Source organism: Raineyella sp., from assembly GCF_034933565.1.
Lineage (GTDB): Bacteria > Actinomycetota > Actinomycetes > Propionibacteriales > Propionibacteriaceae > Raineyella.
The window spans coordinates 20,317-35,899 of the sequence record NZ_JAYFNG010000007.1; the positions used below are offsets into that span (position 1 = coordinate 20,317).

Annotated in this window: 4 protein-coding genes and 1 pseudogene; 4 read left to right on the forward strand and 1 reads right to left on the reverse strand. The window is 68.9% G+C overall.

Translation table 11 applies throughout. From position 1 onward, the window contains the following. The first annotated feature begins 3 nt into the window (after positions 1-3). From VB059_RS02310 to VB059_RS02325, 4 genes are all read left to right on the forward strand, one after another. The gene (locus tag VB059_RS02310) at positions 4-4,743 is read left to right on the forward strand and encodes a class I SAM-dependent DNA methyltransferase (protein ID WP_323420413.1); all 4,740 of its coding nucleotides are present in this window, start codon (positions 4-6) and stop codon (positions 4,741-4,743) included. Further along, on the forward strand, positions 4,740-11,189 hold the full coding sequence (locus VB059_RS02315) for a DEAD/DEAH box helicase (RefSeq protein WP_323420414.1): 6,450 nt from the start codon (positions 4,740-4,742) through the stop codon (positions 11,187-11,189). Before VB059_RS02310 ends, VB059_RS02315 begins: the two co-directional genes overlap by 4 nt. Beyond that, entirely contained in the window at positions 11,189-13,558 is a 2,370-nt protein-coding gene (locus tag VB059_RS02320; protein ID WP_323420415.1) for a UvrD-helicase domain-containing protein, read from the forward strand. The genes VB059_RS02315 and VB059_RS02320 overlap by 1 nt, the downstream gene beginning before the upstream one ends. A gap of 194 nt (positions 13,559-13,752) precedes the next feature. Next, entirely contained in the window at positions 13,753-14,394 is a 642-nt protein-coding gene (locus tag VB059_RS02325; RefSeq protein WP_323420416.1) for a hypothetical protein, read from the forward strand. A gap of 754 nt (positions 14,395-15,148) precedes the next feature. Here the strand turns inward: VB059_RS02325 and VB059_RS02330 are convergent. Further along, positions 15,149-15,295: pseudogene (locus VB059_RS02330) on the reverse strand (helix-turn-helix domain-containing protein); the annotation flags it as partial. Positions 15,296-15,583 lie beyond the last annotated feature (288 nt).

Below are 15,583 nucleotides of genomic sequence, written 5' to 3' on the forward strand. Positions count from 1 at the left end.
GCCATGGCGACCAGCGACGCGATCCTCGACGTCGAGGACTGGATCTCCGAGCACTTCTTCACCACCGACGCCAAGGGCGAGAGCTTCCACAAGGCAGTGATCGACCGGCGCAAGCAGTGGGACAAGTACGACGGGCCCGGCGGTTCACCGCGCTCCCGGTTCACGTCCTCGCGCAGCAAGCTGCTCGACGCGCTCACCGCGCTCTACAGCGACGGGGATCCCGACCGCGAGACCACCGCGCAGCGGATCACCGACCTCTACCACGAGCTGCGGACGGTCCTCGGCTACGCCAGCGGGGAGTTCCACGTCGAGCAGGCCGGCCCGGTCCGCTTCTACAACACCCTTGGCGTGACGGCCGACGCACCGTTCGTGATCATCGACGCCACGCCGGTCGAGGCACTCGATGAGCTGCTGCCCAAGGACCGGCCGACCCTGCTGTGCCCCTTCCCGATCAACGAGAAGGACGCGCTGGCCTCGGTGTCACGAATGCTGTCGCACCTGTTCGTCCGCGAGGACGGGCCGCAGTTCGCGCTGGTGATGGCCGGGCGCTGGCTGGTCGTCGCCGAACGCAGCCGCTGGCCCGAGGGCCGCTACCTGGCCGTCGACCTGCAGACCGTCGCCGACCGCAACGACACCAAGCGCGGCGGGGAGATCGACAAGGCACTGACCTGCCTCAGCGCCGACTCGTTGGCCCCCGATGCCGATGGTGTGATCTGGTGGACCGGGGTGCTCGAGGACTCGATCAAGCACACCGTCGGGGTCAGCCAGGACCTGCGCGAGGGCGTCCGGCTGTCGGTGGAGCTGATCGCCAACGACGTGGTGCAGCGCCGCCGGGCGCAGGGCCTGCCGCCGCTGCCGGCCGACCGGGCCCAGCCGCTGGCCCGCCAGTCGCTGCGGTTCATCTACCGCATCCTGTTCCTGCTGTACGCCGAGGCCTCCCCCGAGCTCGGCGTGCTGCCGGTCGGCGCGCCGGAGTACCAGGCCGGCTACAGCCTGGACCGGCTGCGCGACCTGACCCTGGTCGAGTTCGGCTCCCCACACGCCCGCACCGGCACCCACCTCTACGACTCGCTCGGTGTGCTGTTCCGACTGGTCGACCAGGGCCACCACGCGCCGGCCCCCGACGCCGACACCGACGAGGCCGCCGGCACCCAGGGGCTGGAGTTCAACAGCCTGCGCGCCGACCTGTTCCTGCCGAAGGCCATCGAGCACATCGGTGAGGTGAAGCTCGGCAACCAGGCCCTCCAGCAGGTGCTGCGCCACCTGCTGCTGAGCAAGGAGCAGAAGGGCAAGGACCGCGGTTTCATCTCGTACGTCGATCTCGGCATCAACCAGCTGGGCGCGGTCTACGAGGGGCAGATGTCCTACACCGGCTTCTTCGCCGAGGACGATCTGTACGAGGTGGCGAAGAACGGCAATGCGGAGAAGGGCTCGTGGGTGGTGCCGGTCGAGCGCGCCCATGACATCGCCGAGGCCGACTTCGTCACGACGACCGATCCGGTCACCGGCGAGACCAAGCCGGTGATGCACGCCCGCGGCACGTTCGTCTTCCGGCTGTCCGGCCGGGAGCGCCAGCAGTCCGCGTCGTACTACTCCCCCGAGGTGATCACCCGGTTCGTCGTCTCCCAAGCGCTGGAGGAGCTGCTCGACCAGGACGGGCAGCGTACGCCGGCCCGCGACATCCTCGACCTGACGGTGTGCGAACCGGCCCTCGGCTCCGGCGCCTTCGCGGTGGAGGCGGTCCGCCAGCTCGCCGAGCAGTACCTCACCCGCCGTCAGGAGGAGCTGGGCGAGCGGATCGACCCGGACCAGCACCCGCAGGAGCTGCAGAAGGTCAAGGCGTCCATCGCTCTGCACCAGGTCTACGGGGTGGATCTGAACGCGCAGGCGGTCGAGTTCGCCGAGATCACCCTGTGGCTCGACTCCATGTCAAAGGACCTGCAGGCGCCGTGGTTCGGCCTGCACCTGCGCCGCGGCAACTCCCTGATCGGGGCCCGGCATGCGCTCTACAGCCGCGACCAGGTCACCTCGCGGGCCTGGCTGACCACCCCGCCGGCCGATGTCCCGCTCACCGGACTGGCGGACAAGCTGACCGACGAGCTCCACGCCCTCGACCCGGGCGGGCGGATCCACCACTTCCTGCTGCCCGCCCAGGGCTGGGGATCCACCGCCGAGGCGAAGGAGGCCAAGCAGCTCGTCCCCACCCGGGCCAAGGCGATCACGGCCTGGCGCAAGACGATGACCCGCAAGCCGACCGCACGCCAGGTGACCGCCCTGGCCGACCTGGCCCGCCAGGTGGAGGCGGTGTGGATGCTCGCCTACCGCCGGCTGGTCGTCGCCGAGCGGGAAGCGCGCCGGAGCATCCCGATCTGGGAGCTTGACGAACATCTGCCCGGCACGACCGTCACCCGCGAGCAGATCGAGGCGTCGCTCGCCGACCCGGACGGCGCCTACCAGCGGCTGCGGCGGGTGATGGACGCCTGGTGTGCGCTGTGGTTCTGGCCGTTGCACGACACCGCGGTGTGGGGCGAGGGCTCGGGGGGTCTCGAGACGGCGTGGGGCGGGAGCCCCGAGGGGCTCGACGCGGCGCTGATCAGCCCGCCCGACCTGGACGAGTGGATCGCCACGCTGCGCGAGATCCTCGGTGACGACCGGGCCGGTCGCCGTCAGGCAGCGCACGGGGCGGCGCCCCTCTCCCCGGCCGACGCTTGGCAGGCGCTGGCTGACCAGGAGGATCTGGAGATCAAGGGCACCGGCGCCCACCCGATCGCGGCGGTGCTCGCCGACCACCCGTGGCTCGGGGTGTGCGAGCGGGTCGCCGCCGAGCAGAGCTTCTTCCACTGGCAGCTCGACTTCGCGACGGTCTTCGGCCACGGCGGCTTCGACCTGCAGGTCGGCAACCCGCCGTGGGTGCGGCCCCGCACCGACGTCGACGCCCTGCTCGCCGAGGGCGACCCGTGGTGGCAGCTGACGCTCAAACCGAGCGAAACCTCCCGGCGGGCCCGCCGGGAGACGACCCTGGCGCTGCCCGGGATGCGCGAGCTGGTCGTCGACGCAACCAGTGCGGTCGTCGCCACCGCCGAGTACACCGGATCGGTCGTCAACTATCCCTTCCTCGCCGGGCTGCAGCCCGATCTCTACCGCTGCTTCATGGAGCAGACCTGGGCCCACGGCTCGGAAACGGGGATCGTCGCCCTCGTCCACCCCGAGACCCACTTCACCGACGAGAAAGCCGGCCTGCTGCGCCGCGAGACGTACCCCCGGCTGCGGCGGCACTGGCAGTTCATCAACGAGCTCAGCTTCTACGAACTGCAGCACCAGAAGACGTACGGGGTCAACGTGTACGGGCGGCCTCACCCGGTCCGGTTCCTGCAGGCGACCTCGCTCTACCATCCCGACACGGTGGAGCGCTCCTTGCGTCACGACGGATCGGGAGAGGAGCCCGGTTTCAAGGACCCGGCGACGGGCACCTGGGACCTGCGTCCGCACCGGTCGCGGATCATCGAGGTAACCGAGGACGTGCTGGGGGTGTGGCACGCGATCCTGGAGGACGACAGCACCCCAGTGGCCGAGACGCGGATGGTCTACACCGTCAACACCGCGGCCGCCGACGTGCTCCGGCAGCTCTCCCATCAGCCACGGATCGGCTCCCTCGACCTGCAGTTCTCCCGTGGCTGGGACGAGAGCATCGATCGTAAGCAGGGCTACTTCGTGTCGCGGTGGGGGCGACCGGACTCCTGGGACGACGTCATCCTGCAGGGCCCGCATCTGTACGTCGCCACCCCGTTCTACAAGTCCCCGAACCCGACGATGAAGCACCAGCAGGACTGGTCCGCGACCGACTTCGAGACCCTGCCCCCCGACGCGATCCCCGTCACCTCGTACAAACCGGCGGGCGATGCCGCCCGCTACGCCGCCGACTACACCCATTGGGACGGCCAGCCCGCGCGGGACTTCTACCGCATCGCATGGCGGGCGATGGCAGCCAATACGGGGGAGAGAACGCTGATCCCAGCAATCATTCCGCCGGGAGCGGTCCACGTCGACGCGGTGATGTCAGCAGGCCTGCCCCGAGGTGCGTCCCATCTTCTCTGCATCACTTCTGGCCTACTTTCCTCCATTCTTGGCGACTTCTCGGTTCGCTCGGCGCCAAAGGCCCACATCCGTCAGCCCGTTGTCAACCGGCTCCCCACCATCGCGGACGAGGCTCTCGGCTCCGAACTCCTCCTCCGTACGCTCCGGCTCAATTGCCTCACCGACGCGTTTGCGAAGCTGTGGCAGGACGTCTACGAGCCTGCCTTCGCCAGCGATGCGTGGATCGTCGGGCCGGATCGACCGGACCGACCGGCACTGGGAGCTGTCGGACCCCGATGGACGGCGGACACGCCGCTGCGGCGGGCGGAGGATCGGCGTAACGCGCTGGTCGAGCTCGACGCGCTGGTGGCGCTGATGCTCGGCGTCACGGGCGATCAGCTCTGCACGATCTACCGCACCCAGTTCGCCGTGCTCTATGGCTACGACCACGCCACCTACCTCTACGACGCGAACGGGCGGCTGGTGCCCAACTCGGTGCTCACGGTCTGGCGGAAGAAGGGCGACCGGATCACGACGGAGGAGCGCACCGCCGCCCACCCGTCGGGCACCACGTACATCTATGAGCTGCCGTTCCGGGTGCGTGATCGCGAGACCGACATGCGCACCGCGTACGCCGAGTTCGAGCGCCGGCTGGCGGAGCGTTCATGAGTGAGCTGCTGCCCACTGTCCAGGCCCGGGACCTCCAGCGGGGCCTGCGGGACTACCTCACCACGACGTTCGCCCTCGCCGACGCCGATGCCCGCCGCGCCCTCGACGATTTCCTCTCCGACGAGCGCGACGGCATCTTCAAGGGCCCCTACGTACGGATGCGTCTGCCGTACCGGTCGGCGCCCAGGTACGCCGCACCGTCGCTGGAGTGGCAGCCGCCCTACCCGCCGTACGCCCATCAGGCGACGGCCTGGTCGCGGCTGACCACCTTCGACCTCGGGCCGGACAAGCCCCGGCCACTGCCGACCCTGGTCACCACCGGCACCGGGTCGGGCAAGACCGAGGCGTTCCTCTACCCGATCCTCGACCACGTGCTGCGGGCCCACGACCGGGGCATCACCGGCACCAAGGCGCTGGTCCTCTACCCGATGAATGCGCTGGCCAACGACCAGGCGCTCCGTCTCGCCAAGCTGATCGCCGATCCGGCGAACGGCCTGACCGGCGTCACCGCCGCGCTCTACACCGGTGAGGAAGGCCCGCAGCGGACCAAGGTCAGCGACAAGGGGCTGATCACCGACCACGGCATCGTCCAGGACACTGCGCCGGACATCCTGCTGACCAACTACAAGATGCTCGACCAACTCCTCCTGCGCGAGAAGGACCAGGACATCTGGCGGCAGAGCGCCGAGAGCCTGACCTACCTGGTGCTCGACGAGTTCCACACCTACGACGGCGCCCAGGGCACCGACGTCGCCATGCTGCTGCGCCGCCTCGGGCTGACGCTGAAGAGCCACTGGGCCCCCGGCAGCCACACGCCTGAGGAGTTCACCCGGCCGCTGGGCCGGATCACCCCGGTCGCGACCTCCGCCACCCTCGGCGACAAGGGCGACCCCGCGGAGATGATCGGCTTCGCCGCCACCGTGTTCGGCGAGCCCTTCACCGCCGACGACGTGGTAACCGAGACCCGCTACTCCCTCGACGAGTGGTGCGCCGGGGCCGAGGCCCGAGTCGCCGCGCTCCGTCTCTCCCCCGCGCCGGTGCAGCTCAGCCTGCTGCGGATGATCAACGGCGCCGTCACGGACCTCGGGGAGGCCCCCGAGCCGCACGACCTCGCGGTCACCGTGCTCAACGGTCTCTACCGTCCCGACGACCCCACCGTGGAGACCCAGCGGGCGCCGCTGACCGCCATCGAGGACCTCGAGGCCCTCGCCCAGGCCCACCCGCTGGTGCGCTCCCTCATCGACCACAGCAACGACGCAATCGGCCTGGAGACCCTCACCGCTGAGCTGCTGCCGTTGGCCGGCGTCGGCCGCGACGGGGTCGCGGCGGCGACCGAGTTCCTCACCGACCTGATCGGCGCACTGAGCTACCTGCGCGCCGAGCTGGGACGCGGGTTCGTCACGGTGGAGACCCACCTGTGGGTGCGCGAACTCACCCGGATCGACCGGGTGGCCGAGACCAATCTCGGCTACCGGTGGGCCGACGACGGCGTGGTCACCGGTGGTGCCGGCGGCCTCGCCGGAGACCCGGGCGCCGTCTCGTTCCCCGCCGTCTACTGCCGCCACTGCGGCCGGTCCGGCTGGGGGATCGGTCTCGGGCCCACGGGCACCACACTCACCCACGACGACAAGCGGATCCGCGCCGACCACGCCGCCAGCAGCGGCCGCTTCCGGGCGCTGATCAAGGCCACCCCGGCCGAGGCGGATCATCTGGCCGCCGATCCTGTCGGCAACAGCGAGTTCGGCTGGTTCCACGTTCGCGGCCGCGAGCTGACCCTGACTGCGCCCGATGAGGGCGGCGAAGAGTCTCAGGACGGCGACTACCTGCCGGTCCTCACCCACTGGGGAGAGCACGCCGACGACCTGTCCCGTAAGGACACCTGCCCCGCCTGCCTCAAGGACGACGGCATCCGCTTCCTCGGCTCGGCCATCGCCACCCAGCTCTCGGTGACGCTGTCGGGCCTGTTCGGCACCGACAACCTCGACCCCACCGAGAAGAAGGCGCTGGTCTTCACCGACAGCGTCCAGGACGCGGCGCACCGGGCCGGGTTCATCGAGTCCCGCTCCCACACCCTGACGCTGCGCGCCGCGCTGCGCGCCGGCATCGGGGACGAGCCGGTCAACCTCGACACCGTCGTCTCCGCCGTCCTCGCCGAGGCCGGGAAGGACGCTTTCCGCCGTTATCGGCTGCTGCCGCCCGATGTGGTCAACCGGCCCGACTTCTCCCCGTTCTGGGACACCGATGCCGCCGGGCCGGCGAAGGCGAGCGCGTCGCGGCGCGCACGCCGCCGGCTGCTCTTCGACACCGTGCTGGAGTTCGGCCTGCAGTCGCGGCTCGGCCGCACCCTCGAGCTCACCGGATCGGTGGCCGCCGAGGTCGACGCCGGGCTGCCCGCCGCGCTGGCGAACATCGCCCGGCAGGTGATCAAACAGGCCGACAGCGAGCCGGGCCTGTTCACCCCGCTCGATCAGCGCCCCGATGCGGTGCTGGTCCGGTGGGTCCGCGGCGTCCTGGAGCACATGCGCACCCAGGGCTCGATCGCCCACGAGTGGTTCAAGCCCTACATCGAGAACGACGGCAACCGCTGGAAGATCTGGGGCGGCCGCCCGCGCGGCCAGGGCATGCCCGCCTTCCCCAAGGGTCGATCCGCCCCCGCCTTCCCGCGCGTCGGCGGCGCCCAACTCAAGGGCGACCAGCTGCTCGATCCGGTCACGCCCACGCAGAGCTGGTACTCCCGCTGGGCGCAGAAGGCCCTCGGCGTCACCCCGCAGCTGGGCGCCCGGCTCAGCAAGGCCCTGCTCGGCCGGCTCGCCGATGCCGGTGTCCTCACCGCCACCACCACGAAGTCTTCCGCCACGGTCTACGCCATCCCCGTCGACCGGGTGCTCGTGCACAGGCTCGACCTGGCCGATCTCCAGGACGAGAAGCACCGGCTGCGCTGCACGGTCTGCCACACCGAGCACCCCGGCACCGCCCAGACCGTCGACCAGCTCGACGGCGCCCCCTGCCTGCAGGTCCGCTGCCCCGGCAGCCTGGTCCACGCGCACACCGACGACAACTACTACCGCCACCTCTACGACTCCTCCGACATGCGCCGCGTCGTCGCCCGCGAGCACACCAGCCTGGTCGAGGACGCCGAACGCCTGGCCCTGGAGGATGCCTTCCGCAGCGGCGGCTCCGACCCGAGCGCCCCCAACGTCCTCGTCGCCACGCCCACCCTGGAGATGGGCATCGACATCGGTGACCTGTCCGCGGTGTTCCTCGCCTCCCTGCCGCGGACGGTCGCCTCGTACGTCCAGCGGGTCGGGCGCGCCGGACGCCTCACCGGCAACGCGCTCGACATGGCCTTCGTCACTGGTCGCGGCGAGCACCTGCCCCGGCTCGGCGACCCACTGTCGATGATCAACGGCGCGGTCCGTCCCCCGGCGACCTACCTGAGCGCCGAGGAGATCCTGCAGCGCCAGTACATCGCGCGCATCTTCGACGAGTTCGCCCGGGACTCCGGACGCCCACAGCCGAAGCATGCCGGGGATTTCATGGGGTCGACCGAGCCCGACACGGTCCTGGGCGACATGATCGCCTACGCCGAGGAGAACGCCGCGCAGTTGCTGGATCGCTTCCTCGGAGCGTTCGCCGGCCTGGCGCCGGCCGCCACCGAGCACCTGCGCGCCTGGGCAACACCCGGCGAGGCTCCACACAGCAGCGGTCTGGCCGCGCTGGTCATCGCGGCGTCGGGGCGCTGGGCCCGTACGGTCGACGAACTGCGCCAGCGCAAGCTCGCGATCCAGAAGGAGATCCCCGACCTGCGTCAGCGGGCGGACGTCCCTGCCGCGAGCGCCGACGACAAGCGCGATCTGCGGATCGCGGAGGCCACGCTGAAGATGACGAACGGTCAGCTCGGCGACCTGACCCGCGACCACTGGATCGGCACGCTCGAGGAGTACGGCATCCTGCCGAACTACACGCTCGTCGACGACGGCGTGCACCTGGACGTCTCCGTGTCCTGGCTCGATCCGGACAGCCAGACGTACGAAAGCGACTCCTTCGGGATCGAGCGGACCGGCAACGCGGGGGCGCTGCGGGAGTTCGCCCCGGGCGCGACGTTCTACGTGCACGGCCTGGAGGTTGCCATCGACGCCGTCGATCTGGGGCCGAACGCCTCCGCCATCCGCACCATGGCGGTGTGCAGCGAGTGCGGGTATGTCGAGGACATGGCGCTCACCGGCCACCAGCAGGACCCCCAGGCGTGCCCTCGTTGTGGCAGCACCTCGACCCGCGACACCGGCAACCACCTGCCCATCGTCGAGCTGACTCGAGTCACCGCGGCCGTGCGGCGCGACGTGGCGATGATCTCCGACCGGTGGGATGAGCGGCGGCCGGTGTGGTTCGGCAACGTCCCCGCGGTCGACGTCGACCCGGCCGAGGTCGCCGAGCAGTGGTACGTCAAGGGCTACGACTTCGGCGTGAAGTACCTGCGGCGGATGACGCTGCGCTGGCTCAACCTCGGGGAACAGTCGGCGTTCGGGCAGAAGCGGCGGATCGCCGGCACCGACACGGTCGCGCCGTTGTTCCGGGTCTGCACCGGGTGCGGGTGCCGCGACCAGGCCGCCAGGAGCAACAGCCGCAGTGAGCATCGGCCGTGGTGCCCCTACCGCAGCAGCAGCGACGAGCACGTCGAGGAGATCGCGCTGTCGCGGACCCTGCGCACCCAGGGTGCGGTGATCCCTCTGCCGGTCTCGGTGACCACGGGCGATCCCTTCGCGATCCCGAGCCTGTCGGCGGCGCTGAAGCTCGGACTGCGCGAGCAGTTCGGTGGGGCGCCCGACCACATCGGCGTCGCCGAGGTGCCCGATCCGCTCGGCCCCGACGACGGGACCCGCGACGCGCTGCTGCTGTACGACACGGTGCCCGGCGGGACGGGCTATCTGGCCGAACTGACGGACCCGGCGCGGGTGCACGACCTGATCTACCGAGCCTGGCGCAAGGTCGCCGAATGCCCCTGCCGTGACGAGGAGCGGCTGGCCTGCCACCGCTGTCTGCTGCCGCTGGCTTCGGGGCGTGAGATCGATCGGGTGTCGCGACAGGCGGCCGAACGCCACCTGCGGGCGATCCTCACCGCCGGGCGGTTGGACGAGCCGTCCGCTGAGGGCCGCTGGGACGTCACCGTCGAGCGGCCGACTATCAACCGGTCACTCTCCCCGCTCGAACTACGCTTCGCCGAGCTCTATCGGAGCCTGCTGGAAGAGCTCAATGGCACGGTCCAGCTGGTCCCCGGGACGTGGGGCAACACCATCCGGGCGAACGTCGGCCCGCGCCGCTGGACATTGGAACCGCAGGTCAACGTGCTGGGCTCGAAGCCGGACTTCGTGCTGCGCTCCGACGACACCAACGTGCCGCCGGTGGCGGTCTTCACCGACGGGCTGGCCTTCCATGCCAGCGTCGACATCAACCGGCTCGCCGACGACGCGGGCAAGCGGTCCGCGCTCGTGGAGGCCGGCTACTTGGTGCTGAGCGTGACGGCCGCCGACGTGTCGACGGAGGAAGAACGGCGAGAACAGGGCCGGGAGACCGTGACGCCCCCGGCGTGGTTCAACGAGCAGCTGGCCGGGGCCATCTCCAATGAAGGAGGCTTCCAGACCGGTGACTTCGCGATGGTCGCCGGAGGCCCCTTCGATTTCCTCCGGCGCTGGATCCGGGCACCGTACCCGGGTGCTCAACGGAAGATGGCCGACCATCTGCCGATGATGCTCGCCTTGTCGGGCGCAGCCACCCAAGGGCAGGTCCCCGCCGGCCAGGACCCGGTCGAGCAGGCCCGCCGGATCGTGCAGGGCGGCGCCCCCGGTCTGGGAGTCGGCGAGACGGTCCCGGCGTGGTGGTGGCACACCGGTCCCCTCGTGGTGCTGTCCCGCGTCATCGGGGACGAGATGGTCGAGGTCGTGTCGATGGTCGACGACCGGCCGACGAGTGTCGGGGTGGCGGGGTTCCCTGACGCCTGGCGCGACTGGTTGACCATCGCCAATGGCCTGCAAGGCCGGGGGTGGCCGACCACGATCACCACGCTGGAACGGGTCAGGTCATCGGCCCACGTCGCTGACGCGCCGAGCGCGCCACGGCCGACGATCCGTGTCGAGGTCTTCACCTCGGACTGGCAGACAGTCCTCGACGATGCTCTGGACGACGAGCGCTCGCTCGCCGCGGAACTGGCCCACGCCGGACTGCGCGCTCCCGATGCGACCGGGGATGAGGTCGGCGACACCGGCATCCCGGCGATGTTCGTCTGGGCGGCCGAGCACGTCGCGGTGCTGAGCGATCTTGTCGCGGAGGACGTCGACGATCTGCGTACACAGGGCTGGACCGTGGTCGGCCCCGAAGCGGCCGGGATCACCGCCGCACTCGGCGGGAGCGCCGCCGACCGTACGGACAACGAGGGAGAGGAGACCCACTGATGGCACGGTCACAACTCGTCCTGCCCCGGGACATGACCCGTCTCGACCCGACGTTGCGGGCCAAGGCGGGAGCGTTCTACGAGAAGCTTCGCGACGACGACAGCGCACCCGGCCTGCACATCGAGCCGATCACCAACTGCGTCGACCCCCGGGTGCGAACCGGCCGAGTGGACCTCCAGTACCGCGCTGTGCTGTTCCGCCTGGACGGTTCGCAGGGCCCGACGTACGTGGTGCACGGCGTCTGGAACCACGACGACGCCATCAGAGTCGCCCAACGGGCGAAGCTGACCATCAACCCGGTGAACGGCCTCACCGAGATCATCGAGGCCACCACGCCCGAGCCCGCACCGGCGGGGCCGTGGGCGGCCGGGCCGCCGGTGACGCCCGCGCCTCCGGTGATGCCTGAGCCGCCGGTGACGCCCGCGCCGCCGTTGACGCCCGCGCATTCGACCGCGGACGCGACCGGGGAGACCGCCGCAGCCCCCGGACCTCGGCCTACCGAGCCCGCCGTGCCGACGCCAGGCGCCCCAGCTTCGGCACGACCACCGATGCCCTGGAAGGTCGCGGCCACTCGCGACGAGCTGGTGAAGGGGCTCGGACTCGATGAGGAGCTCGCCACCCGGGTGCTGGCGTGCACCGACGAGGACGGGATCCTCGCCCTGGCTGAGCAGTTCGTGGACTGGCGCGGAACCGCCCTGCTGGAACTCGCGGCGGGCGCCACGGTGGCCGAGGTCAAGGATCGCCTCGACATCTCCGAGACGGTCCCCCCGCACGCCGGCGATCACAGCGACCAGGCCATCCTGGACAGCCTGCACCAACCGGCCTCGCAGTCCTCGTTCACCTTCATCGAGAACAACGAGGAACTGCGCCGGATCATCGAGGAGGGCGACTTCGGCGCCTGGCGCGTCTGGCTGCACCCCGAACAGCGCAAGTACGTCACCCGGAACTACCAGGGTCCCTTCCGACTGTCCGGTGGCGCCGGCACGGGCAAGACCGTGGTCCTGCTGCACCGGGCCCGTCGTCTGGCCAAGGAGAACCCGCAGGCTCGGATCGTCCTCACCACGTACACCACCAACCTCGCGAATGCACTGGCACGTGACCTCGCCCGACTCGACCCCGACCTGCCGCTGGCGTCCTCGCTCGGCGAGCCCGGCATCTTCGTCCGTGGGATCGATGCCTTGGCGTACGCCGTGGTCAAAGCGGCCGGAGCCGACATCACCGCGGCGGTCGCCGAAGTCCTCGGCACGCCGAGTGCCCACGTGCTGCAGCGCACGTCGGGGGACGCATGGAAGACGGCAGCCGCCAGTGCGGGGGCGGATCTGCCGTCGGCGCTGCGAACGCCTCACTTCCTCCAGGCCGAGTACGAGGCGGTCGTGTTGCCCGGGTCGCTGACCGCCGAGGCCGACTATCTCCGGGTCCGGCGCCCGGGCCGCGGCGTTCGGCTGAGCCGTAAGGACCGCGCCGCGGTGTGGCGGGCGATCGAGACCTACCGTGCCAGCGCCCGGGTCGAGGGTTCGCTGGACTTCGCCGAGACCGCGACAGTGGCGGCGGCCCATCTCGACAGGCTGGGTGCCGACAGGCCCGGTCGTCCGGCGGATCACGTGCTGGTCGACGAGGGCCAGGACCTCACCCCCGCGCACTGGCAGCTGCTGCGGGCGCTGGCCGTTGAGGGGCCGAACGACCTGTTCATCGCCGAGGACTCCCACCAACGGATCTACGGCCACAAGCTGGTGCTGAGTCAGTACGGCATCCGGATCGTCGGTCGCTCGCAACGCTTGACGCTCAACTACCGGACGACCGCCGAGAACCTGCGCTTCGCCCTCGGGGTGCTCGACGGCGGGGCGTACGCCGACCTGGAGGACCAACCCGAGGAGACCGCGGGCTACCACTCCTCGCGTCGGGGACCGGCGCCAAGGATCGTGGCGTGCAGAAGCCTGCCGGACGAGCTCGATCGCGCCGCCGAACTGATTCGTGGTTGGGCCGACGATGCGGCGACGGCCGGGCGAGGTGCCGAGACCATCGCGATCCTGGTCCGGGACCGTTACCAGCGCGACCGGGTGGTCAGCGGGCTCGGCGAGCGTGGCATCGACGTGCGCCCCGTCGACCGAGAAGCAGTGAAGCCCGGGCCGCCGGTGGCGATGACGATGCACCGGGCGAAGGGGACCGAGTTCTCGAAAGTCCTGCTGTTCGGGATGAGCGAGAGCTCCATCCCGAAGATTGTCAGAGGCTCTGCTTACGCTGACGACGAGAAGCAGGACCTGCTGCTGCGGGAACGGTCGCTGCTGTATGTGGCGGCGTCGCGGGCGCGGGATGAGCTGGTGGTGACGTGGAGCGGCGTGGCGAGTGAGTTGTTGCCAGCGCGTGAATGAAGGCCTACCGCCCCTAAGAATCGCAGGAAACTTGGACCGCGACGGGAATGGGAAGAACACGCCGTCAACCGGGCAGACCCATTCCTCGCACACGAAGCCAAAGCGTTTCGGTCACAAACCTGCCACAACCTTCCAGGCAGTGTCCATAGCACGTTAACGACCATCTATTCCACACGACACGAGTGACGGAGGCCATGCGAAACACCCCGGACGGAAATCCAATGCACTGGACCCCCTACTTGACCGCACTCGCCTTCATTCTCGGTTGGGGATTCGGAGGATGGAGCACCTGTGGAGCGTCGTGCAGATTCAACGTCAACCTCTTCGAGGCTATAGGAACTTGGCTCGGGGGTGTTGGCGTCGCCATTGCAGCTGGAATATTCACGCTGCATAGGTACCGTGAGGATAGCCGCAATGAATCCCGAGCCGCGATCTCAACGGCCCACCTTTGCACCCTTCGCTACACCCTGAAGCCCGAAAAAACCCCCTATCAAGATCGTGTCCACATTCAATTTACAAACAAAACTTCAGAAATCATAGGACAGCCCTCGTTGCACATCGCGGGCGGCAAGGTACTGCGGCGAGACACCATTGTCGCACCTGGTCGCGGGTGGGGGACAACTGTATACCTCTCCGATCTTGGAATCGCGAACATCCAACCCCACAACTCGAACACCAAAGAGGCACTAAATCAGGCCAAACGTCTCATCGTCTTCGAGTTTGACGTGAGAAACAGGCGCTTCCTTCGCCACCTTGAAAGAGTCTATAGCAGCAGCGAAGCGCCGGCCACTTTACTCGCGAGTGACGACAACAAAGGTCGTCAACCTCAAGCATGAAAAGCTTCCACACCATAATTCCACGGATTTGAATATGGTCAGCCGCGCGTCGTCCTGACGAGCCTCGAAGCAACCGACGTAGAGCCAGCCGGCCAGTCTCTCCATTGACGGGACGCAAGGACCCACACCCCAGACCTTCTCACAGAATCGCTGGCGTATGCAATGCTGCGATATAAGCAAATTGGAAATCTCGGCGCCCAGCAGGAACCTGCGGCTCGAAGTTGTAGCGTTTAAGACTTCTTCCGCAACTCTATAAACAAGGAACGCATCGTCATTAGGCCGGACATGACATGCTTGGCGGCATAAACGGCAAAGCAAGACTATCATCCTGAAGGTGTTCCGCTCTCTCAAGTCAGACAACGGCAAGGGAGTCGAGTTTGGCCTGACTCACAAGTACCGAGATTGCGCCTCGCGATCAACCGACGCAAGGAGCGAGCGCTCGACCAAACGGCCTAGATAAAGAGGACTCGAGCAACCTTGACCGATACCAGTCCATCATTTCCTCCTGAAGGCCGGGGTTCGCTTACGAACTGAAAAGTCGTGGACGGAAGCGCTCCGCCGTGCGTGTCGCGACCCGTCACCGCTAGTGAATGCTCTGGCATGCCGTCTCGCATTCAGGATTATCGGGTCGGTGCCGCCACGGCCTCTATGAGCAGTGGGACGGACTCCTCGGTCTTATGAGCGCGATCACTCTCGGCGGGGGGGCGGCGACCGCATGGGCGTGGAAGGGCCGGTACTGGCCAGACGGGTGCAGGTTGCGGCGCAACTCGCGACTGATCGTCGAGGCCGCCCGCCCCAACTTCGCCGCGATCGCGGTCGAGCCAAGGCCCGTGGCGGCCAAGTCGGCGATCTGGACCCGCTCCTCCTCGGACAGGAACCTGGCAGAGATCACCCGGGTCGAGAGGCGCTCCAATGGTGGCACAACCTTGACGGTGCCATCCTTCAACCTGACCGTGGTGCCGTTCTTCCAGGTGTGGCCTGTTTTCCTGCACACGCCGACCTTTCACATCTCCGGCCCAGCACTCAAGACGCACCCCCATGAAAGGGGCAGGCTAATCATCGAGCCACGGGTGTCCATGTCCTTGAACGCGTACCTGTACGCGCCGACGGTCTCCCACAGGGTGATCTTGCTGGACGGCTGAAGCTCAGCATCCCGTCTTGGTCGGGTTGTCGCCCGCTGACCGCCTGG

Bases quoted from the DNA above. Each gene is read 5' to 3' on its own strand.
- VB059_RS02310 (WP_323420413.1), top strand. From the start codon at position 4: ATGGCGACCAGCGACGCGATCCTCGACGTCGAGGACTGGATCTCCGAG.
- VB059_RS02315 (WP_323420414.1), top strand. From the start codon at position 4,740: ATGAGTGAGCTGCTGCCCACTGTCCAGGCCCGGGACCTCCAGCGGGGC.
- VB059_RS02320 (WP_323420415.1), top strand. From the start codon at position 11,189: ATGGCACGGTCACAACTCGTCCTGCCCCGGGACATGACCCGTCTCGAC.
- VB059_RS02325 (WP_323420416.1), top strand. From the start codon at position 13,753: ATGCGAAACACCCCGGACGGAAATCCAATGCACTGGACCCCCTACTTG.